At 60.2% G+C, this 20,733-nt stretch carries 16 protein-coding genes; 7 read left to right on the top strand and 9 right to left on the bottom strand.

The genetic code is table 11. The annotated features are described in order from the left end of the window. Positions 1 to 88 precede the first annotated feature (88 nt). From GH769_RS27775 to ureE, 4 genes are read right to left on the bottom strand one after another with little or no spacing between them, the layout of a single operon-like run. Positions 89 to 661: a HupE/UreJ family protein gene (locus tag GH769_RS27775; RefSeq protein WP_014716692.1), complete on the bottom strand. Its 573-nt coding sequence runs from the start codon at positions 659 to 661 to the stop codon at positions 89 to 91. Positions 662 to 683: 22 nt separating this feature from the next. Further along, on the bottom strand, positions 684 to 1,298 hold the full coding sequence (gene ureG, locus GH769_RS27780) for an urease accessory protein UreG (RefSeq protein ID WP_014716693.1): 615 nt from the start codon (positions 1,296 to 1,298) through the stop codon (positions 684 to 686). A 14-nt stretch (positions 1,299 to 1,312) separates the two neighbouring features. After that, positions 1,313 to 1,987 carry an urease accessory protein UreF gene (locus GH769_RS27785; protein ID WP_020301618.1) on the bottom strand — a complete coding sequence of 225 codons (675 nt, stop codon included), beginning with the start codon at positions 1,985 to 1,987 and terminating at the stop codon, positions 1,313 to 1,315. Continuing rightward, the gene (gene ureE / locus GH769_RS27790; RefSeq protein WP_014716695.1) at positions 1,984 to 2,484 is read right to left on the bottom strand and encodes an urease accessory protein UreE; all 501 of its coding nucleotides are present in this window, start codon (positions 2,482 to 2,484) and stop codon (positions 1,984 to 1,986) included. The genes GH769_RS27785 and ureE overlap by 4 nt, the downstream gene beginning before the upstream one ends. A gap of 339 nt (positions 2,485 to 2,823) precedes the next feature. Here ureE and GH769_RS27795 point away from each other — a divergent pair, with 339 nt between their 5' ends. Next, complete coding sequence (locus GH769_RS27795) at positions 2,824 to 3,330, top strand: C40 family peptidase (RefSeq protein ID WP_014716696.1); 507 nt, start codon at positions 2,824 to 2,826, stop codon at positions 3,328 to 3,330. 5 nt (positions 3,331 to 3,335) lie between these two features. Here GH769_RS27795 and GH769_RS27800 read toward each other — a convergent pair whose 3' ends face one another. Both GH769_RS27800 and GH769_RS27805 read right to left on the bottom strand, forming a co-directional pair. Then, entirely contained in the window at positions 3,336 to 3,968 is a 633-nt protein-coding gene (locus GH769_RS27800; protein WP_003188114.1) for a TetR family transcriptional regulator, read from the bottom strand. 151 nt (positions 3,969 to 4,119) lie between these two features. Next, positions 4,120 to 4,440, bottom strand: coding sequence for a hypothetical protein (locus GH769_RS27805; RefSeq protein ID WP_003188116.1), 321 nt, complete (start codon positions 4,438 to 4,440; stop codon positions 4,120 to 4,122). Between the two features lie 357 nt (positions 4,441 to 4,797). On the opposite strand from GH769_RS27805, the gene GH769_RS27810 reads away from it, so the two are divergent. Then, complete coding sequence (locus GH769_RS27810) at positions 4,798 to 6,864, top strand: AsmA family protein (protein WP_014716697.1); 2,067 nt, start codon at positions 4,798 to 4,800, stop codon at positions 6,862 to 6,864. Between the two features lie 113 nt (positions 6,865 to 6,977). On the opposite strand, the gene GH769_RS27815 is transcribed toward GH769_RS27810, so the two are convergent. Beyond that, positions 6,978 to 7,508, bottom strand: coding sequence for a bacterioferritin (locus tag GH769_RS27815; protein ID WP_014716698.1), 531 nt, complete (start codon positions 7,506 to 7,508; stop codon positions 6,978 to 6,980). Positions 7,509 to 7,605: 97 nt separating this feature from the next. Continuing rightward, entirely contained in the window at positions 7,606 to 8,496 is an 891-nt protein-coding gene (locus tag GH769_RS27820) for a DMT family transporter (RefSeq protein ID WP_032904034.1), read from the bottom strand. Between the two features lie 98 nt (positions 8,497 to 8,594). Here GH769_RS27820 and GH769_RS27825 point away from each other — a divergent pair, with 98 nt between their 5' ends. From GH769_RS27825 to GH769_RS27835, 3 genes are all read left to right on the top strand, one after another. Next, positions 8,595 to 9,383, top strand: coding sequence for a helix-turn-helix transcriptional regulator (locus GH769_RS27825; RefSeq protein WP_003188122.1), 789 nt, complete (start codon positions 8,595 to 8,597; stop codon positions 9,381 to 9,383). Positions 9,384 to 9,454: 71 nt separating this feature from the next. Further along, positions 9,455 to 9,754 (top strand): PsiF family protein, encoded by a 300-nt coding sequence (locus GH769_RS27830; protein WP_014716700.1) that lies wholly within the window; start codon positions 9,455 to 9,457, stop codon positions 9,752 to 9,754. Positions 9,755 to 9,959: 205 nt separating this feature from the next. Next, entirely contained in the window at positions 9,960 to 10,973 is a 1,014-nt protein-coding gene (locus GH769_RS27835; RefSeq protein ID WP_003188124.1) for an AI-2E family transporter, read from the top strand. Positions 10,974 to 11,157: 184 nt separating this feature from the next. Here the strand turns inward: GH769_RS27835 and GH769_RS27840 are convergent, their stop codons facing one another. Next, positions 11,158 to 12,426, bottom strand: coding sequence for an Hsp70 family protein (locus GH769_RS27840; RefSeq protein ID WP_014716701.1), 1,269 nt, complete (start codon positions 12,424 to 12,426; stop codon positions 11,158 to 11,160). A 169-nt stretch (positions 12,427 to 12,595) separates the two neighbouring features. Here GH769_RS27840 and GH769_RS27845 point away from each other — a divergent pair, with 169 nt between their 5' ends. Together GH769_RS27845 and GH769_RS27850 are read left to right on the top strand one after the other, a co-directional pair. Continuing rightward, on the top strand, positions 12,596 to 19,531 hold the full coding sequence (locus GH769_RS27845) for a dermonecrotic toxin domain-containing protein (RefSeq protein ID WP_032904032.1): 6,936 nt from the start codon (positions 12,596 to 12,598) through the stop codon (positions 19,529 to 19,531). A gap of 230 nt (positions 19,532 to 19,761) precedes the next feature. After that, positions 19,762 to 20,700 (top strand): DnaJ C-terminal domain-containing protein, encoded by a 939-nt coding sequence (locus tag GH769_RS27850; protein ID WP_014716703.1) that lies wholly within the window; start codon positions 19,762 to 19,764, stop codon positions 20,698 to 20,700. Positions 20,701 to 20,733: the final 33 nt, after the last annotated feature.

The raw sequence follows: 20,733 nt of genomic DNA on the forward strand, positions 1-20,733 counted from the left end.
CTCTGCGTCATGCTTTGGGACGCAGAGCGTCTTCGGCTGCGTTCCCACGCGGAGCGTGGGAACGAGAGGCCCTCAGCAGTGCCGCAAATCAGCCCGCCAGCAACCACACCCCAGTCGCCGCCGAAGCCGCCCCGGCCACTCGCACCAAGGGTGCAGCAGCAGCTGGCAAAAAGCGCACGACTGCATAACCGGCTGCATGCAACGCCGCGGTCGCCCCCACAAACCCAGCGGCATACGCCCAAGGGCTGGTCATATCCGGCAGTTCCAGGCCATGGGCCACGCCATGAAACAGCGCAAACAACGCCGTGGCGCCCACGGCCACGAACAGCGGCGGCCGCACCGCCAATGCTACCGCCAGGCCCAAGGCCAGCACCGAAGCAGCAATCCCGCTTTCCAGCGCCGGCAGTTGCAGCCCTTCAAAACCCAGCACGCCGCCGATCAGCATGGTGCCGACAAAGGTGCATGGCAGCGCCCAGCGCGCGGCGCCTTTTTGTTGGGCCGCCCAGAGGCCTACCGCAAGCATGGCCAGCAAGTGATCGAGGCCGCCCAGGGGATGGCTGATACCGGCCATCAGGCCATTGTCGCCATGGCCCGGATGGGCGAAGGCCAGGGCAGGCGCGAGCAGCAGCGCGGCGGCGGCGAAAAGTCTGTTGAGTCTCATGGACAGGTTCCTTATGGGTTGATCAGGCGGCGGTCAGCAGGCCCTGGCGTTCGATGAAGGCGACGATGTCATCCAGGCCGACCCCGGTTTTCTGGTTGCTGAACACAAAGGGTTTGCCGTTGCGCATGCGTTGAGTGTCGCTGTTCATCAGGTCCAGCGACGCGCCGACCAGCGGGGCCAGGTCGATTTTGTTGATCACCAGCAGGTCGGATTTGCAAATGCCAGGCCCGCCCTTGCGCGGCAGCTTGTCGCCCGCAGACACATCGATCACATAGATGGTCAGGTCCGACAGTTCCGGGCTGAAGGTGGCCGACAGGTTGTCGCCGCCGGACTCCACCAGAATCAGGTCCAGGCCCGGAAAACGACGGTTGAGTTGGTCCACGGCCTCCAGGTTGATCGAGGCATCTTCGCGAATCGCCGTGTGTGGGCAGCCGCCGGTTTCCACGCCGATGATGCGCTCCGGCGCCAGGGCCTGGTTGCGCACCAGGAAGTCGGCATCTTCACGGGTATAGATGTCGTTGGTCACCACCGCCAGGTTGTAGCGATCGCGCAGCGCCAGGCACAGGGCCAGGGTCAGGGCGGTCTTGCCCGAGCCTACCGGGCCGCCGATACCGACGCGCAGGGGTTGTGTGTTCATGTGCTTCTCCAGAATCAGGAACGGAACAGGCGGCTGTACTGGCGCTCGTGGGCCATGCACGCCAGGGACAGGCCAAAAGCAGCGCTGCCCAAATGGTTAGGGTTAATGCGCTCGGCATCCTGCTGGGCTTGTTGCAGCAGCGGCAGCAGTTCACTGGTTAGACGCTGGGCGGCTTGCTGGCCCAGTGGCAGGGTTTTCATCAGCACGGCCAATTGGTTTTCCAGCCAGCTCCACAGCCAGGCGGCGAGGGCGTCGTCGGCGTTGATGTGCCAGGCGCGCGCGGCCAAGGCCCAGCCAAGGGCCAGGTGCGGTTCGTCGCGTTGAGCGAGAAAGTCACGGGCGCTGTCGTCCAGTTCCGGCAAGCCGTTGAGCAACTGTTGCAGGGAGTAGCCCATCTGGCGGCTTTCCTGATACAGCTCCCGGGTCTCACGGCTGGCGCGGTGCTCGTCGCACCACTGCGCCAGTTGCGCCCAGTCCTGCTCGATGGCTGCGCGGCAATGGGCGAGCAGCAGCGGCGCTTCGAAACGCGCCAGGTTGAGCAGCAACTGGTCACTGATCCAGCGTCGGGCGCTCGCGGCATCCTGCACGCGGCCGTTGTCCACCGCCATTTCCAGGCCCTGGGAATAGCTGTAACCGCCAATCGGCAATTGCGGACTGGCCAGGCGTAGAAGCGCCCAGGCTGGGTTCATAGACGTACGCCGAACTGATGCAGCTTGGGGGCGTAGTTGAAGTCTTCATCCCCATGGCGCGAATGATGATGGCCGCCGCCATAGGCGCCGTGCTCGGGTTGAAACGGCGCTTCGATGGTCTGTGCATCGGCACCCAGCTGTTCAAGCATGGCCTTGAGCACGTAGTCATCGAGCAGGCGCAGCCAACCGTCACCGACTTGCAGGGCTACATGGCGGTTGCCTAGGTGATAGGCGGCGCGAGTCAACTCGAACGCGTTGCGGCAGGTGACATGCAGCAGTTGTTCAGGGCGGGCGCACACCCGTACGACGCGTCCGTCTTCTGCCTGTAGGAATTCACCATCGTGCAAGGGCGGCTGGCCCCGCTCCAAAAACAGGCCGACGTCTTCACCGTCGGCACTGAAACAGCGCAGGCGGCTTTTGCTGCGGGCTTCGTAATTGAGCAGCAACTCGGCGGCCCAGAGGGCTTGGGGGGCGATTCGGCGATGTATCACCAGCATCAGAGAGCTTCCAGCTGTGAGCGATGAAAGACCTAGAGCAAGGGGCTTGCCAATCACGGGATTGAGTCGGAATTCCCTGTAGTCAGGCAGGCATGCTGCTCAATAGGGCGTCAGATAATTCAGTGTGTGAATCAATTTGGTGCGTGGCGAGGTTTATAGCACCGGCGAAGGGCGTTTTGCGTTGATGGAGGCGCTTGTCTTGATGAAATTTCTTTCATCTTTTTCTCTGTAGGCAGTTTTTAGGATTTGTCCTACGAATCATGAGGATTTGGAGTTCATGAGATTACCTGAGGGTTCTTTAGGCTATGCGCCCTGTTTAATACCACCGCGACGTTCATCATGCTTCGATCAATTTTCTGTATATGCCTGGTCAGCCTGACCTTCTTTATTTCATCGGCATCGGCCAATTTTCAGCCCCGCGCCAGCTTCGGCTCGTCGCTGCAAAGCCTCAAGCCGGCTTCCATCGACGACGTGATCGACCGCGCCCATGAGTTGCTCGGTACACCCTACAAGTGGGGCGGCACCTCGGCGGAGCAGGGCTTTGATTGCAGCAGCTTCCTGGTGTACCTGTTCAAGACCCAGGCCAATATCCAGATACCGCGCACCACCACGGCCATGCACCGTTCATCGGCGGCGACCATCAAGCGCAATGCGTTGAAGCCTGGGGATGCGGTGTTTTTCAAAGGCAACGGGCGCGGCCAGGTCAGCCATGTCGGGCTTTACATTGGCCACGGCAAATTCATTCATTCGCCGCGCACCGGCAAAACCATTCGTATCGATTCATTGAGCAATAGCTACTGGAACAAGCACTACACCACCGCCAAACGGTTCCACACGGCGGGTTGATTGCTTTATTCGGTGCTGCCCAGCCCTTGCCAATGCTTGAGGCCGATAAAGATAAAGCGCAGTTGCTGGGTGATTTTCGCTTGGGGCGTAAGGTGGGCCGGCAGGGCGTGGGCCGGTGGGTCGATGATATCGGGCAGGGTGGCGAACACGCTCTTGACGATCAGGTCGGCCATCACATGCAAACCTTCGGCATCCAAGTGCTGGAGTTTGGGCATCAGCGTCAGGTCGGCGGCCAGGTCGCGGGTGATGTCTTCGCGCAGGGCGGCGATGGCTTGGCGCACGGCCAGGCAGCCGCCGTACTGTTCGCGAGCCAGGAACAGGAACTGAGAGCGGTTAGCCGAAACCACATCGAGAAAGATGCGCACCGAGGCATCAATGATGCCGCCCATCACGAATTCGTTGTGGCGCACCAGGCGGATCGTGGCGCGAAAGGTCTGGCCGACCTCGCTGACCAGTACCAGCCCCAACTGGTCCATATCGGCGAAATGGCGATAGAAACCGGTGGGCACGATACCCGCCGTCTTGGCCACTTCACGCAGGCTCAGGCTGCCAAACCCACGGCCGCACTCCATCAGATGGCGGGCTGCGTCCATCAGGGCGAGGCGGGTCTGTTGCTTCTGTTCGGCGCGGGGCAGCATGAGCGGATGAGCTTTGTCGGCAAGTACAGCGACGCACTCTAGCAAAAGCGCTTTGCCGGCGTCGAACTTGGCAGGGGCGGGGCGTGACGCGGTCTATATAAAAGCAAAAGCCCGATCGGCAGATCGGGCTTTTTTCTGGGCCACCACAGGCTTAGCTCTGTGCTTGATGCAGTTCTTGCAGACGGTCGGCACCGCCTTCAGCAACGCCTTCGGTGTAGGCACGTTTGTTGGCTTGTTCAGCACCGCCTTCGACCAAACCTTTCTCTTGCAGACGGTTGTAGCCATTTTCAGCTACGGCGCCTTTGGCGTAATCACGGTTTTCGTCTTCTTGCGAACCGCTGCGAGCCACGGTTTGGCTGGTTTGCACGGCTTGGGCTTTGTTCTGTGGGGTGGCCTGTTCGGCAGCTGGCAGGGCAAAGGCGCTGGAAGCCAGGACAGATAACAGAACGGTAGCGAGTAATTGGCGTTTCATGATGGTTGCTCCTAGGGAGGGCGATAAAGTGGGTACAGGGCTAATGTTACCCTTGATAAGTCGATATAAAAGTTCATAAACACAATGGTAATAATCAACAGAATTGATTGTTCTCGCGGGAGGCTCTAGATCGAGCCTCTCAAGCCCGCGGCTTTGCACCGATGTGGGTATTTTCGACACGAACCTGGGTAACAATGGTGCGTCGTCGATGGGGAAAATTGTCTGGTTGATCAGGAAAATCGCTTTTTTCGGCTAAATCCGCCGTTGCGTTAAACCCCCAGGCACTTTGCCAGTCGTAGTCCTATAAGCTGTTTAAAAGGCTGTTGCCCAGCCAGTCGTATTCAGGAGTCCTGTGCAATGACGCGCACTCGTAAAATTCTCGCTTGGAGCTGCGCCAGCTTCGTTCTGTTGATTGCCATCGTGGTACTGGTGTTGGTGTTCTTCGACTGGAACCGCATCAAGCCGCCCCTCAATGCCAAAGTCTCCGAAGAACTGCATCGTCCATTCGCCATTAACGGCAACCTCGCGGTGGTGTGGCAGCGTGAGCCCGATGAAGGCGGCTGGCGCGCCTGGGTGCCGTGGCCCCATGTGATTGCCGAAGACCTGACCCTGGGTAACCCCGATTGGTCGAAACAACCGCAGATGGTCACGCTCAAGAAGGTTGAGCTGCGCATTTCGCCCCTGGCCTTGCTGGTGCAGCGTGTGGTGATCCCCCGCATCGACCTCACCGAACCCAGTGCCCAGTTGCAGCGCCTGGCGGATGGCCGCGCCAACTGGACGTTCAAGTTCGACCCCAAGGACCCCAACGCCGAACCGTCCAACTGGGTGGTGGACATTGGCGCCATCGGCTTCGACAAAGGCCATGTGACCCTTGACGATCAAAGCCTCAAGACCCAGCTGGATGTGATCATCGACCCGCTGGGCAAGCCGATCCCCTTCGGTGAAATCGTCGGCGACGCCGATGCCAAGAAGGCCCTGGAAAAAGGCTCGGCGCCCCAGGACTACGCGTTCGGCCTCAAGGTCAAAGGTCAATATCATGGTCAGAAGCTCGCGGGCACGGGCAAGATCGGTGGCTTGCTGGCCTTGCAGGACGCGGCCAAGCCGTTCCCGCTGCAAGCCCAGGTCAAGATCGCGGACACCAGCATCGCCCTGGCCGGCACCCTGACCGACCCGCTGAACCTCGGCGCCCTGGACCTGCGCCTGAAGCTTTCAGGCAGCAGTCTGGGCAACCTGTATCCGCTGACCGGCGTGACCCTGCCGGATTCGCCGGCCTATTCCACCGACGGCCACCTGATCGCCAAACTGCATGAAGCCAGCGGCGCCTCCTTTCGCTACGAGAACTTCAACGGCAAGATTGGCAACAGCGACATCCACGGCGACCTGGCCTATGTTGCCAGCCAGCCACGGCCCAAGCTCAGTGGCGCGCTGGTGTCCAACCAACTGCTGATGGATGACCTGGCGCCTTTGATTGGCGCGGACTCCAACGCCAAGCAAAAAGCCCGTGGCGGTGAAAGCAAGCAACCGGCGACCAAAGTGCTGCCGGTTGAGGAGTTCCGCACCGAGCGTTGGCGCGATATGGATGCCGATGTGGAGTTCACCGGCAAGCGTATCGTGCACAGTGCCGACTTGCCCTTTACCGACCTCTACACCCACCTGGTGCTCAACGACGGCCAACTGAGCCTTGAACCCCTGCGCTTTGGCGTGGCCGGTGGGAAGCTCGATGCGCAGATTCGCTTGAACGGCCGCACTACGCCGATGGAGGGCCGCGCCAAGCTGACGGCGCGCAACTTCAAGCTCAAGCAGTTGTTCCCGACTTTCGAACCGATGAAAACCAGCTTCGGTGAACTCAACGGCGATGCTGATATTACCGGGCGCGGTAACTCGGTGGCGGCACTGTTGGGCACATCCAACGGTGACCTGAAGATGCTCATCAACGATGGTGCCATCAGCCGAAGCCTGATGGAAATCGCCGGGCTCAACGTGGGCAACTACGTGGTCGGCCGCCTGTTCGGCGACGAAGAGGTAAAGATCAACTGCGCGGCGGCGGACTTCGGCATCAAGACGGGCCTGGCGACCACACGGTTGTTTGTGTTCGATACCGAGAACGCGATCATCTACATCGACGGCACCGCGAATATGGCCACCGAGCAACTGGACCTGACCATCACGCCGGAATCCAAGGGTTTTCGCCTGTTCTCCCTGCGTTCACCGCTTTACGTCAATGGACCTTTCATCAAGCCCAATGCTGGCGTGAAAGCCATTCCGTTGGCGCTACGTGGTGCAGGCATGGTCGCCCTGGGCGTGATCGCCGGGCCGGCCGCCGGCTTGCTCGCCTTGGTTGCCCCAAGCGGTGGCGAGCCCAATGAGTGCGCACCGTTGCTGCAACAGATGAAGGAAGGCAAGGCGCCCAAGACCGTGAAGTAATTGTGGGAGCGGGCTTGCCCGCGATAGCGGGGTATCAGTCAATGATTTATCAACTGATCCAACGCTATCGCGAGCAAGCCCGCTCCCACAGGGGGATGTTGCGGTGTTAGTTATTACAGATCCTGCAGAATATCCGCCATATCGTCCGCGTGTTCTTCTTCCTGAGCCAGGATGTCTTCGAAGATGCGGCGGGTAGTCGGGTCTTTGTCACCGATGTACTGGATGATCTCGCGGTAGCTGTCTACTGCGATCCGCTCGGCCACCAGGTCTTCGTAGACCATTTCCTTCAAGGTGTTACCCGCCACGTATTGCGCATGGGAGTTTTTCGACAGCAGGTCGGGGTTGAACTCCGGCTCGCCGCCCAGTTGCACGATACGCTCGGCCAGTTTGTCAGCGTGCTCGGCTTCCTGGGTCGCATGTTCCAGGAACTCATCGGCAGCCACGCTGGCCTTGAGGCCGTTGGCCATGAAGTAGTGACGCTTGTAGCGCAACACGCAGACCAGTTCAGTGGCCAGCGACTCGTTGAGCAGTCGGATGATTTCCTGACGGTCGGCGTCGTAGCCTTCGGTCACGGCACCGTTTTCGACGTTCTGGCGGGCGCGGCTGCGCAGGGTCGCAACGTCAGTCAGTTGTGCTTGAGTCATTTCAATCTCCTGGGGCTAATCCGGTTGTACGCCACGCTCTGCCGGCGTGATCGCTATTGGTTGTGAGTCCCGGGCCAGGCGAAAAGTTTTATCGGATTTAACAGGATGCGTCCTGAGGGCGTCTGACCGGTGTGGTCCAGCGCTCCGACAGGATCACTCCACCCAGGGTCAGCAAGCCACCCACCAGGTGATACCGCGCCAACTCTTCCTTCAGCACCACCGCCGCAATCAGCGCGGTAATCAGCGGCAGCAGGTTGAAGAACAACGTGGTACGGCTGGGCCCCAGGGTCTTGACCGAGTGCATCCACGCCAGCGGTGCCAGCATCGAAGCCAGCAGGCAGGCATATAGCACCAGCGGAATATTCGCCCAGCCCAAACCGGCCTTGGCCGAGAACAGATACAGCGGCAGCAGCACCATCACCGCGACCAGCACCTGCAAATACAGCAGCACCAACGGCGGCAGGCGCAGCTGCCATTTTTTCAGCAGGGTGCTGTAGACCGCATAAGCCAATGTTGCCACCAGCATCATGCCGTCGCCCAGGTTGACCCCATGTTGCAGCAACGCGCCCAGGCTGCCGGCCGACACCACCACGACCACGCCTGCGAACGACAGCACCGCGCCGGTCAGCGCACCGAAGGTCAGGCGTTGGCCAAGGCTGATGATCGCGGCGGTCAGCGCCATCAACGGCATCAGAGACAGGATGATGCCCATATTGGTGGCGCTGGTCAGCGTCGCGGCGTAATAGGCCAGGCTCTGATACACCGCCATGCCGAGCACGCCGAGGATAAAGATCTTGCCCAGGTTGGGACGGATCTGCGGCCAGTGGGCGACCACCGGTTTGAGCATGAACGGCGTGAACAGCAACGCAGCGAACAGCCAGCGGTAAAAGCCGATTTCAGCCGGGAAGATCGAGCCCACGGCCAATTTGTTGACCACGGTGTTGCCGGCCCAGATAAAGATAGCCAGCAGCGGATACGCGTATTGCATTGAAAAGAAACCCAGTGTGTTGACGAGGCAGGATTATCCTCTGTCTGGATCGAAGCCTATACTGCGATCCAGACAACTGAGCGTTGAATCCAGACAATATGTCCCGACACACCGTACGCCTGCCCGATTTCGCCCGCCTGCCCAGCCCGGTGTACTTTCGGTATTCCGATTTTGCCCCGGACACCGAATGCACCCCCCACCAGCACACATGGGGCTCGCTGGATTACTCGGCCAGCGGTGTGATGCGCATGGAAGTGGCGGGCAATCGCTTCATGTCGCCACCGCAATACGCCGTGTGGGTGCCGCCGCTTACCGAGCACAGCTCCTACAATGCCGAGGCGATTGTCTACCACTCCGTAGGGCTGGCGCCGCAGCTGTGCGAGCAGTTGCCGCAGCAGCCTTGCACCCTGGCGATCAGCGACATTCTCAAGGCGATCCTCAAGGATTTCGCCCTGCGCGATGTCAATGCACCGCGCACCGATGCCGATATCCGCCTGGCCCAGGTGCTGGTGGACCAGCTCAGGCAGGCGCCGGTCCACGACTGCTTCCTGCCCTACGCCCGCCACCCGGGATTGCTTGGGGTCTTGGAGGGCATGCAGGCAGAACCGGGAGACAACCGCCCTCTGGCGCAATGGGCCGAGCAGGTGCATGTGAGCGAGCGCACCCTGGCGCGCCAGTTTGTGCGCGAGCTGGGCATGAGCTTCGGCGAATGGCGCCAGCGCTTGCGCTACCTGGCGGCCATCGAAGCGCTGGACAGCGACCGCAGTGTGCAACACGTGGCGTTTGATCTGGGCTACAGCACCGCCTCAGCGTTTATCGCCATGTTCCAACGCCACGCCGGCTGCACGCCGGAGCAATATCGGCGGGCGAACATTCGTGGCCGGTGAAGTTGTAACAGGTTTTGACTACACTGCGCTGTAGGCCGTGCCCGTCGGCACGGTAACAGGGAGAAAACTCCATGAAGATGCTGCGTATTCCGTTGTTGATGATGGGCCTGCTGATGTGTGCCCAGGGTTTTGCCGCCACTGCCCAGCAAAACAAAATGACCACCTGCAATGCCGAGGCCACCACCAAGACGCTCAAGGGCGATGACCGTAAGGCCTTCATGAAGACCTGCCTGTCGGCACCTGCCGCCAACGACGCCAAGACCCTGACCCCGCAGCAGCAGAAGATGAAAGACTGCAATGCGTCGGCGAAAACCAAGGCGTTGACCGGTGATGCGCGCAAGACATTCATGAGCACCTGCCTCAAGGGCTGATCGCGAGTTCACGAATGCTGCAGAACCCCTGTGGGAGCTGGCTTGCCTGCGATTGCGTCGCCTCGGTATGACGGATACACCGAGGTGCCCGCATCGCAGGCAAGCCAGCTCCCACACTTGATCGTATTCACAACACCCGCTCTCGCTTGATTCTTCCAAGGCTGGCAGACTGCCCATCCTTCAACGCCGTTTGTTTTGAGGCTGTATGCCAACGTTTTCTCAGCGTCATGTGTTGTTGCTGTCCAGCTACATCATCATTTTCGGCGGGTTGCTGCTGGTACTGCCGCTGAAATTGCTACCCAGCCTGCTGGCCGGCCTGTTGGTCTATGAACTGGTCAACATGCTCACCCCTCAACTGCAACGCCTGATCGAAGGCCGGCGCGCGCGCTGGCTGGCGGTGGCCTTGCTGGGCACCTTGATCGTCAGCGTGTTGGCCTTGATCTTCGCCGGCGCCATCAGCTTCCTGCTCCACGAAGCGGAAAACCCCGGGGCTTCCCTGGACAAATTCATGGGCGTGGTCGACCGCGCGCGCGGGCAATTGCCGCCGTCCATCGACGCCTATTTGCCCGCCAGCGCGGCGGAGTTTCGCGTGGCCATCGGTGATTGGCTAAGCAAGCACCTGAGCGAACTGCAACTGGTTGGCAAAGACGCGGCCCACATGTTCGTCACCTTGCTGATCGGCATGGTGCTGGGTGCGATCATCGCCTTGCAGCGCGTGCCCGACTTGACCAAGCGCAAACCCTTGGCCGCCGCGCTGTTCGACCGCCTGCACCTGTTGGTCCAGGCGTTTCGCAACATCGTCTTCGCCCAGATCAAGATCGCCGCGCTCAACACCGCCTTCACCGCGGTGTTCCTGGCAGTGGTGCTGCCGTTGTGTGGCATTCACCTGCCGTTGACCAAGACCCTGATCGTGCTGACCTTCCTGCTCGGTCTGCTGCCCGTGATCGGCAACCTGATCTCCAACACCCTGATCACCATCGTGGCGCTGTCGCTGTCGATCTGGGTGGCGGTGGCGGCGCTGGGGTATTTGATCGTGATCCACAAGGTCGAGTACTTCCTCAACGCGCGAATCGTCGGCGGGCAGATCAGTGCCAAGTCATGGGAATTGCTGTTGGCGATGCTGGTGTTTGAGGCAGCGTTCGGCCTGCCGGGGGTGGTGGCGGGGCCGATTTACTATGCCTATCTGAAAAGCGAGCTGAAGCTGGGTGGGATGGTTTAAGCCTTGTGCCGCCTGGGCTGACGCCATCGCGAGCAAGCCCGCTCCCACATTGAAATGCGATCACCTGTGGGAGCTGGCTTGCCTGCGATGACGGCCTGCCAGCCGAAGCCTATCTACCTGAAACCCCAACGATCCAACTATGTGGGCTTGCTCGCGAAGGGCGCGCCACGGTTTCAGCTAAAACTCAGCTGCCGTAACGCTTGCTCGCCTCAATCGCCAAACCACTGCCAATGCTGCCGAAGATATTACCTTCCACATGCCGCGCATTCGGCAGCATTGCCGAGATGCTGTGGCGCAGTGCCGGAATGCCGCTGGAACCACCGGTAAAGAACACCGTATCCACCTGGGCCACGCTCACCGAGGCGTCATTGAGCAACTGCGTGACACTGCCGCGCACGCGTTCGAGCAGGTTGTCGATGGACGATTCGAACAGCGCCCGGCTCAGGTCTACGCTCAGGCCCGCTTCGATGCGGTCCAGCGGCACGTGGCGGCTGTCTTGATGGGTGAGCTGGATCTTGGTTTCTTCCACTTCCATGGCAAGCCAGTGCCCAGCACGCTGTTCGATCAGCTTGAACAGGCGGTCGATGCCGCCGGTGTCTTCGATGTCGTAGCGCATGCTGCCCAGGGCCAGCTGGGATTTTTGCGAGTACACCGAGTTGATGGTGTGCCAGGTCGCCAGGTTCATGTGGTGGCTGGTGGGCATGTAGGCGCCGCTCTTCATGCGGCTGCCGTAGCCGAACAGCGGCATCATGCCAGCCAGCGAGAGTTGTTTGTCGAAGTCGGTGCCGCCGATGTGCACGCCGCCGGTGGCGAGGATGTCGCTCTGGCGGTTGTCGTTGTGACGACGATCCGGCGACAGGCGCACCAGGGAGAAGTCGGAGGTACCACCGCCGATATCGACGATCAATACCAGCTCTTCTTTCTCGATGGTGGACTCGTAGTCGAACGCCGCTGCAATCGGTTCGTACTGGAACGAGATGTCCTTGAAGCCGATCTTGCGCGCCACATCCACCAGGGTGTTTTCCGCTTCCTGGTCGGCCATCGGGTCGTCATCGACGAAGAATACCGGGCGGCCCAGTACCACTTCTTCGAATTCACGACCGGCGTTGGCTTCGGCGCGGCTCTTGAGCTGGCCGATAAACAGTGCCAGCAGGTCGGTGAAGGGCATGGCAGTGCCGAGCACGCTGGTGTCGTGCTTGATCAGCTTGGAACCCAGCAGGCTCTTGAGCGAGCGCATCAGGCGGCCTTCGTAGTTCTCCAGGTATTCGTGCAGCGCCAGGCGACCGTACACCGGGCGGCGTTCCTCGAAGTTGAAGAAGACCACTGACGGCAGGGTGATTTTTCCGTCCTCCAGCGCGATCAGCGTCTCCTCGCCGGGGCGGATCCAGCCGACGGTGGAGTTGGACGTGCCGAAGTCAATGCCGCAGGCACGGGCTGGAGATTCGTTTTTCATGTCTAACAGGTTCCGGTCAAAAAAACGGCCGCGCAGTGTATGTCACTCGCGAGCGGATGCGTAGACCGGTGATCCGTAAATCAGTGCGTAATCGCGCTACATAGCTACGTCTTGAACCGGCGGGGGCTTGGTTAGGCTGCGGTTTTACTGCCCTCACGGACGAACTGCTATGCCTGATGCAACCTTCAATGCCGACCTGCGCGGCGTGCATTACGACTTTCTCAAACAACGCGTGCCGAACTGGTTCAAGGAAGGTACGCCGCAACGCCAGGAAGAACTGGGCAAGCACGAGATGGATATTCCTGCCTGGTACCTGGCCGCCACCCACACGGACAAAACCACCCTGGCGGCGCAGCATTCACGCTTTCGTGAAACGCTTAATTCGATTGAGGCGCACCTGGGCCAGATTGAAGACGTCCTGACATTCGCCGAGCAACCGCTGAAAGATGCGATCAAAAACGAGTTCAATCTGGAGCTGGATGTACGCAATGTGTTCTTCGTGCGCAAGTATGGCTCCAAAGGCGCTCGCGATGACTTCTACGGTGCCTTTGTTTTCGAACAACAAAATGACGCATCGCTGACCTACACATACCGCGGCATTTCATTGCTGGAAGCCGCCCTGGCCAATTTCGAGGCCGATGAAGAACAGCCCAGCGCGTGCACCGATTGCCAACTGATCACCACCTTCAACCCGCAAAACCCCAACATCATTGCGAGCTTCGCGGCGGTCAATGCCCAAGCTGTAGCAATCGCCCCCCACGCGTTCGCCAAGCTCTGCCGCACTCTGGACCTGGGCGCGCTGTACCAGGCGCATATCAAGGCGGTGGTTGAACCTGCAGACGCCGGCGAGCGCCAGGCACTGCAGCAGCTACTCGAGGAGCACCAGCGCCAGCAGCTTGCAGTGTGCATCGAGATTGCCAGGCTGCAGTTGAACGGAGCGCTGAGTGCCGATGCCTATAGAATGCTCAAGCAGGTGGTGACCGGTTCTGATATCCCCAGGCTTGGTGGGAAACCGGTGACTTATGCCGCACTTAAAGTATTCGATAGCGTGTTGGTAGGGCCGCTTTTGATCGGGCCCGATCGTCAAAATACGAGCCGCTCCGAGCCGCTGGTGGTGTACATCCCCGGTGACCCCCAGCAGCCCGTCAAGGAATATGCGTCAAGTAGCGAGTTCATGGCTGACTTGCGCACACGCCTGCACAGCGCATCGTATCGACGCTTTTTCAGCCGCTTTGTGCCGGTGCGCGACCAAGGCGGTTTTTTCGCCCGGTTCAATCGGTTGTACCAGCCTGCCAACAACGGAAATGGCGGGGCAGACTATCCGCTGCGCACACCGTTAGCGCGGTTGCCGATGCAAGACTGGGTCGTTGCCGGTGACCTGTGGCAGCGCAGTCGCCAAGCACATATCAGCAAGATTTTGAGTGATGCACGTGCCGTGGCCGTGCCCACTGAAGATGAAGACCGCAAGGCTCGGCTCGAACGTTTGGAGAGCTTTTTCGACGCGGCTGTCAGCGTGTTCAACCTGGCCGCTTTTGTAGTGCCGGGGCTGGGGCCGATCATGCTCGCGGTGGGTGCTTCGCAAATGTGCTACGAAGTGTTCGAGGGCATTGAGGCCTACGAACAGGGCGAGCCGCGCCAGATGTGGGCGCATTTCGCTTCCGTGGCGCTGAACGTTGCCTTCATCGCCGCCGGTTCCAAGGTGTTGCCTGCCGTCAAATGGCAGAGTGCGGTGGATCATCTCAAACCGGTGACGCTGCCAACAGGCAAGCAGGTGCTGTGGAACCCTGATCTTGCGCCCTATGCATCGCCACTCAAACCCTTGCCCGAGGCCAAGCCCGATGCGTTGGGCCTGTACGAGCACGAAGGCCAACAGTTGGTGCCGTTCGACGACTCACATTATCAGGTCAAGCAAGACCCACACACAGGTCAATACCGCATCCAGCATCCGAGCCGTCCCAATGCCTATGCGCCGGAACTGGAGCACAACCATAACGGGGTCTGGAGCCATGAACTGGAGCAACCGCTGACGTGGGACGAGCCCACGCTGCACAAGCGCCTGGGCATCGTCGGACAGTCCGAACCGCTACGTATCAGCGGCGTCGAGACCGATGCGTTGCGCCAGACCATGGTCGATCATGAGCCGCTGCCGCTCTTGCTGGACGACACCCTCAAGCGCCTCGAACTGCACCGGCAGTTCAGCACCTTTGTCGAGCAAATCAAAAGCAGCGACCCGCTGGTGTACCAGAAAGCCGATCCTGTGCTGCAATTTGACATGCTCCAGCGCCGCGGTTTGCTGCCCGATAACGTACCGCTTAAAGTCATTGGCCCCACCGGCGATGTGCTGTGGGAAACCGCCGATGCGCCAACTTCAGTGCGCAAGCGTGTGATAGTGCTGACCGAAAGCACCGTGGCTCAGGGCCGCTTGCTCAGGGAGTTGCTGTACACCTTGCAGGGTGTCGACCCGCAGCTTAAGGAGTGGCCGGGTAGCCCCGATCAATCCCTGGACGTTCGCTGCGGCCAACTGCGCCAGTACCTCGGCGATGCCGTGCAGAGTCTCAAGGGGCCGTTGCTGGAAGAACGCTACCGAGCGCTGAACCCCGCGCCCGATGCGGATGTACAACGTGTGCTGGACGCATTCCCGGCCTTGCCGACCCTGGCGGCCGAGCGGCTGTTGCAAGGGGCTGCGGCAAACGAACTGGAGGCCTTGCGCAGCAGCGGTCGCTTGCCTGAGCGATTGGCCGAGCAAGCGAAATGGTGTGCCCAGCAAACCCGTGTGGCGCGTGCCTACGAGGGCCTGCACCTTGACACTCAGACCGGACTCGACAGCCATCGCTTGGCCTTGCGCACCCTGGAAACGTTGCCAGGATGGCACCGAGGTTCGCGGCTGGAGTTACGCCAGTATTCCCCTGAGGGCACGGTGCTCGATGCCATCGGCTCACCCGATTTCCCGCACAAGCGAACCTTGGTGCTGCTGGAGAGCGGCGAATTCCAGGCTTCCATGCCCGGCGATTTCTACAGTGCCATCTGGGAGCAACTGGCGCTCGACGAGCGTCAGCGCCTGGGCCTGGGCAGCGCCGCTGAGCTCAAGCAGGCGATTCAGCGCAGCCCTTTACCACGCACGGAGCTGCTTACGGTGCTGGAGGCCAACCCACTGCGCAAACCGGAGTATGACCCGATGGTTCGTCTGTTGGGTGGCGGGCCGGGGTTTCGTCTGTTCAGGAAAATTGGCAACGCGTTGCGCACGGACAGAGGGCGTGTACGGCAGTTGTTTCCCAGCTTCAACGAGGAGCAAATCACCGCGTTTATCCAATCCTTGGGTGATGACGTGACTGGGGGACTAGCGCGGCGGGAGGAAGAGTTTCGGGCACTGAAAAAAACCTTGAAGGTGTGGTGGCGCGCCCAAGGGCCGCAAGCCATGAATGCCTACAGCGTTCAGACAGAGCTGGTCAATCAAGTCGTGCGTTGCTGGCGGCGGGAAACCGGGGCGTCACTGAAGCTGCATTACGGCAGGGGGGAACGGTTTGATTTGCCGCCAGTGAGTGCAGATTTCAGTCATGTGCAACACCTTGAGCTGTCCGACATCAGTTGGTCGAGCAACGCGGGCAAGTTTCTCGACAACTTCAGGCATCTGGAGGGTTTGAAGATCTTCAATGGCGACGTTGCCGAATTTGCGCCTGTGATCGGGGAAATGAAAAATCTGACTTCGTTGAGCATCACCTTCAGCGGGCTTCGATTGACACCGCACAGTGCGCACTTGTTAAGCCGGCTCAGCGCGCTTGAAAACCTGGACCTGATGCATAACCCGTTAGGTACATTGCCCGACTTCAGTGGTATGCCAAACCTCACGGAGTTGAACTTGCGCGGTACGCAGATTGACCGGTGGCCTTCTGGATTAACCAGCCTGACCGGATTAAAGCGTGTCGACCTGTCGAATAACCGACTGCAGGAGGTCCCCGCGCAACACTTGACGCCGCCGGCGGATCAGCTCGAAGCGGTCGTGCGCACGAATAACGTCACCATCGTGCATGGCAACCCCTTTGCGGCCGACTATTGGCAGAAGTTCGACCAGTATTGGAAGAACCTGACGCAGAACCATCCGCGGCTCCTGCGAGGCGCCCTTGAGGACGCCTTCGACAGCGCGAATCCAAGGCTTCGGGTTATGCAGAAACTATACCCGAACAACAGCGTGCAGTTTTCCAGGGGGATGATTTGGGCGTTGGGCGAGGCCGCCGAGGCAGAACTGGCGTCGCGTGAGCAGGCATTTGACACGCTGCTGCGTCAGTTGGAGGGCTGGCGGTTCTCCGGCGGCGGTGAGCGCCAGCGCTATGTGCGGGTTGGGCAACGTTCCACCGAGGTGGCGGCACTGAGTGATCGCGCAACGGCCCAGCAACGTATCTTGAGTTGCTGGCGCAGGGAAACCCCGCAGCAACTCACCCACGCGGGTGACCCCTTCGGTCTGGAGCTGGACCTCAGTGGCCTGAACCTGCCGAGCCTGCCTGATCTGGATGCGGATTTCAGCCATGTCGGTTCACTCAAATTGAGCAACATGAACCTCAATACGTCGCCTGAAGGTTTTCTCTCTGGCTTTCGAGGCGTGCGCTGGCTGGACCTGTCGAGTAACCGGTTGCGCGAATTGCCACCGGCGCTGGGGCAGATGCAGGGCTTGACCCGGCTGTCCCTGCAAAACAACCGGATACGCCTGACCCCCGATTCTGCAGCGATGCTGTCGTCACGCACCACGCTCAGGGCGTTGCTGCTCAATTCAAACCCACTGGGTATCACGCCGGATTTCAGTCAAATGTCGGATCTGCGTTCATTGGGCATGGGGGCAACCGGCATTGATAGCTGGCCGACGGGCTTGGGTGGCCAACCAAGCCTGGATGCGGTGTACCTCAGAGCTAACAATATTTCCACATTGCCCGATTCGCTGATAGCCCCGCCGGACGAGCAACTGGCACAGACCCTGCGCGTCACCCGTGTGACCGATCTGGATTTGAACCCGTTGTCGGTCGAGACGCGACAACGCATAGTCGCTTACGGCAACCGGCTAAGTGCGGGAGAACGAGCCACTAACAGGCTGGTCGCCAGCGTCATGCGGGTGGCTGATCGTCCTGTGGTGTTGGCTGCCACTGATGCTCCGTTCCGGCGCTGGTCCACCGGGTTCTCCACGCAACAGGTTGCGCAGCGCAGACTTCAATGGGCCGCCCTGCAGGCCCTGCCCGGTGCGCAAGGTTTCTTCGAAGTGCTGCGTGACCTGGAAGTCGCACCAGCAGGCCATGCAGACTTGCAGCGGCGCGTGTGGGACGTGATCGATGGCATCACGCAAAACAGCGCCGAGTCCGAGCAGTTGCGCAAGGAAATGTTTGAATGGGCGGGCCGGGCGGCCTGTTGTGATCGCGCGGCCCTGACCTTCAGCAACCTTGAGATCCTGCTGATGACCCACAACGCCAGGACCCTCGCACTGGACGCGTCCCAGGGAGCGGCGCTGCTGAAACTGTCCAGGGGGCTGTTGCGCCTGGAGGAGCTGGAGAAGATCGCACTGCAAGATATCGATCAGCGTAGAACTGCGATCCGCAAGCGCGACGACTTGACCCCCGCTCAGCGCGAGGTGGAGTTCAGCCGCTTGGAAGAGGTGGAGATTCGGCTGGCGTATCGTCATGGCCTGAAGGATCGCCTTGAGTTGCCGGGCCAGCCGCAACAGCCACGGTTCGCCCGTCTGGGTAATGTCTCCTTGGAGATGCTTAATGATGCCTATCAGCGAGTCATCAGCCTGGATAACTCCGCACAGGAGTTTCAGGCCGTGCTTTCAAGAGACTTCTGGAAAGATTATGTGGCGAACAAATACCGCGCACGGTTTGAAGTACAGAACGAGCCCCATCACCAAAAAATGGATATTTTGCGGCGTGATTTCGAGGCTGGGACGTTATCGCGCGCAGCCTACGATGCCAAGGCCGAGGAGTTGCAGGCACAGTTTGCGATTGAAGAAGCGCAGTTGATTGAAACCTTGACCCGCGATGAAGTGGCGCAGGCGTTGGTACCCACGGCAACGCTTGAGGCGCTGGTGGAAAGCACCTCCGTGAACCTGCAACTTTCCCAGGCGCAAGCCATTGAATTCAATGGCAAGCAATATTTTGTCGCGAGCATGCCCGACGCGGGCGACGGTGAGTACTACGTGCTGTGGGTACAGGCGGTGGACAATCCGTTGCTGTTGACCAGCAGCGGTGTGATTGCCAAGCCTGATATCACCGGGGTCTGGAAGCGCCGGGGCCTGAGGGGCGGGATGGTACCGCAAGGTTCGGACGATGAATTTGTGGAGGCCTCGGAGTCCATGCCGGTGCGGCCATACACGGCGGGCGAACTCAGCTATATGCGCCGTGAAATCCATTTCACGGCCAATCCCAATCCGGCCGGCAGCTACGTCCGTGCCAACAACGGCAAGTATCCGCTGAGGGATTATCAGGGACGGCCTATTCGAATCAGGTCGCTGGAGAAGCAGGTGACCCAGGACTCGGGCGCCCACTACACCTCGGCGCAGATCAAGCCTTACATCCAGTTCGAGGGATATGAACAGGTCGGCGCGCGCTATGAAGCGCAACTGCAACTGCGCACGTTCACCGAACAAGACGTGAAAGTGCCGGGCGAGAAAGCGTTGATCGGCCAGTCGATGGTGGTGGCCAACCGCCGAATCGCCAAAGGCGAAATCGTCGGTGTGTACGGCGGTACCGTGCTGCCGTTCGGTATCTTCGGGCCTGGCGAACAGACCTATACCATGAAGGTGGGCAGCCAGAGGGTTGCCCACGGGAACACGCTGGTGGAAGAACCGATTCACTTGTCGGGTGACAACATCCTGTCGCGAATCAACACCCACTTTGAGTACGACGCCAACGGCACACCCCTGCGCCAGGCGTTGGGAGGCTACAACGTTGAGACCGTGGCTTTCGACGTCGAGGCCGACATGTGGCTGGGCGTGGGCCCTGACGCGCAGATCAAGCGCAAGCCATTTTTACTCAATGCCATTTTCGCTACCGAAGATATCGCCGCTGGCACCGAGTTGCGTTTGGACTACCAGTACACCGAAGACATGATAAGAGGCCGATTTGCCTGATTCTTGCGTTGCGGGTAACGCGTCTGTCGTCGTAAATAGACGCGTCCTATCTTGAAAGTCCATGTTTTGCCCCAATCTTGTGGGCATATCCAGGCGGTACACAGCCATTGCATTGATGCCGTGTATCGCCATTTAACTTATGACGCGCCCTGACATCAATTCCCAGGCTGCCAGCCATGGCGTGCCGTGTGGCGGGCTGCGCGATATCGATAACGGATGGTGATGCCCCCATGGATTTCAAAGACTACTACAAGATTCTCGGTGTCGAGCCAACGGCTGACGACAAGGAGATCAAGTCGGCTTATCGCAAGCTGGCGCGTAAATATCACCCGGACGTGAGCAAGGAAAAGGATGCCGAAGCCAAGTTCAAGGACGCGTCCGAAGCCTATGAGGCACTGAAAAGCGCCGACAAGCGCGCCGAGTACGACGAACTGCGTAAATACGGCCAGCATGGCCAGCCGTTCCAGGGGCCGCCGGGCTGGCAGAGCCGTGGCGGCTTTGGCGGTGGCCAGGACGCGGGCGACTTCTCGGATTTCTTCAGTTCGATCTTCGGCTCGCGCGGTGACGCTTTCGGTGGCGGCCAGCGCCGTCCCGCCGGGCGCAAGGGCCAGGATGTGGAGATGCAGTTGACGGTGTCGCTGGAAGAAACCCTGTCGACCGAGTCCAAGCAGATCAGCTTCCAGGTGCCCCAGTACGATGCCTCCGGCCGGCACGTCAGCAACACCGTCAAGAGCCTGAACGTGAAGATCCCGGCTGGTGTGGCCGATGGCGAGCGCATTCGCCTCAAGGCCCAGGGTGCGCCTGGCATTGGTGGCGGGGCCAATGGCGACTTGTACCTGATCATCAAGTTTGCACCACACGCCAAGTTCGAGGTGGACGGTGAAAACCTGATCATCAACCTACCGCTGGCGCCGTGGGAGTTGGCGCTGGGCACGGAAGTGGCCGTGCCGACCCTCACCGGCAAGATCAACCTCAAGGTGCCTGCCGGTAGCCAGAACGGCCAGCGTATGCGTGCCAAGGGCCATGGTTTGCTGAACAAGGCCGGGCAACGCGGCTATCTGTTCATCCAGCTCAAGGCCGTCATGCCCAAGGCGGCGGATGATGAGGTCAAGGCATTGTGGGAGGCCCTGGCGCAAAAGGCTGCGTTCAATCCGCGCGAGCAGTTCTGAACGGGTCATTGATTTAGTTAGCGCCAGCCGCAA

It is taken from the genome of Pseudomonas sp. CFSAN084952 (genome assembly GCF_009648855.1).
GTDB classification, from domain to species: domain Bacteria; phylum Pseudomonadota; class Gammaproteobacteria; order Pseudomonadales; family Pseudomonadaceae; genus Aquipseudomonas; species Aquipseudomonas paracarnis.

Coding starts and splice junctions, on each gene's coding strand:
- GH769_RS27845 (WP_032904032.1), top strand. CDS start 12,596: ATGCCTGATGCAACCTTCAATGCCGACCTGCGCGGCGTGCATTACGAC.
- GH769_RS27810 (WP_014716697.1), top strand. CDS start 4,798: ATGACGCGCACTCGTAAAATTCTCGCTTGGAGCTGCGCCAGCTTCGTT.
- GH769_RS27825 (WP_003188122.1), top strand. CDS start 8,595: ATGTCCCGACACACCGTACGCCTGCCCGATTTCGCCCGCCTGCCCAGC.
- ureG (WP_014716693.1), bottom strand. CDS start 1,298: ATGAACACACAACCCCTGCGCGTCGGTATCGGCGGCCCGGTAGGCTCG.
- GH769_RS27795 (WP_014716696.1), top strand. CDS start 2,824: ATGCTTCGATCAATTTTCTGTATATGCCTGGTCAGCCTGACCTTCTTT.
- GH769_RS27835 (WP_003188124.1), top strand. CDS start 9,960: ATGCCAACGTTTTCTCAGCGTCATGTGTTGTTGCTGTCCAGCTACATC.
- GH769_RS27850 (WP_014716703.1), top strand. CDS start 19,762: ATGGATTTCAAAGACTACTACAAGATTCTCGGTGTCGAGCCAACGGCT.
- GH769_RS27775 (WP_014716692.1), bottom strand. CDS start 661: ATGAGACTCAACAGACTTTTCGCCGCCGCCGCGCTGCTGCTCGCGCCT.
- GH769_RS27830 (WP_014716700.1), top strand. CDS start 9,455: ATGAAGATGCTGCGTATTCCGTTGTTGATGATGGGCCTGCTGATGTGT.
- ureE (WP_014716695.1), bottom strand. CDS start 2,484: ATGCTGGTGATACATCGCCGAATCGCCCCCCAAGCCCTCTGGGCCGCC.
- GH769_RS27785 (WP_020301618.1), bottom strand. CDS start 1,987: ATGAACCCAGCCTGGGCGCTTCTACGCCTGGCCAGTCCGCAATTGCCG.
- GH769_RS27800 (WP_003188114.1), bottom strand. CDS start 3,968: ATGCTGCCCCGCGCCGAACAGAAGCAACAGACCCGCCTCGCCCTGATG.
- GH769_RS27820 (WP_032904034.1), bottom strand. CDS start 8,496: ATGCAATACGCGTATCCGCTGCTGGCTATCTTTATCTGGGCCGGCAAC.
- GH769_RS27815 (WP_014716698.1), bottom strand. CDS start 7,508: ATGACTCAAGCACAACTGACTGACGTTGCGACCCTGCGCAGCCGCGCC.
- GH769_RS27840 (WP_014716701.1), bottom strand. CDS start 12,426: ATGAAAAACGAATCTCCAGCCCGTGCCTGCGGCATTGACTTCGGCACG.
- GH769_RS27805 (WP_003188116.1), bottom strand. CDS start 4,440: ATGAAACGCCAATTACTCGCTACCGTTCTGTTATCTGTCCTGGCTTCC.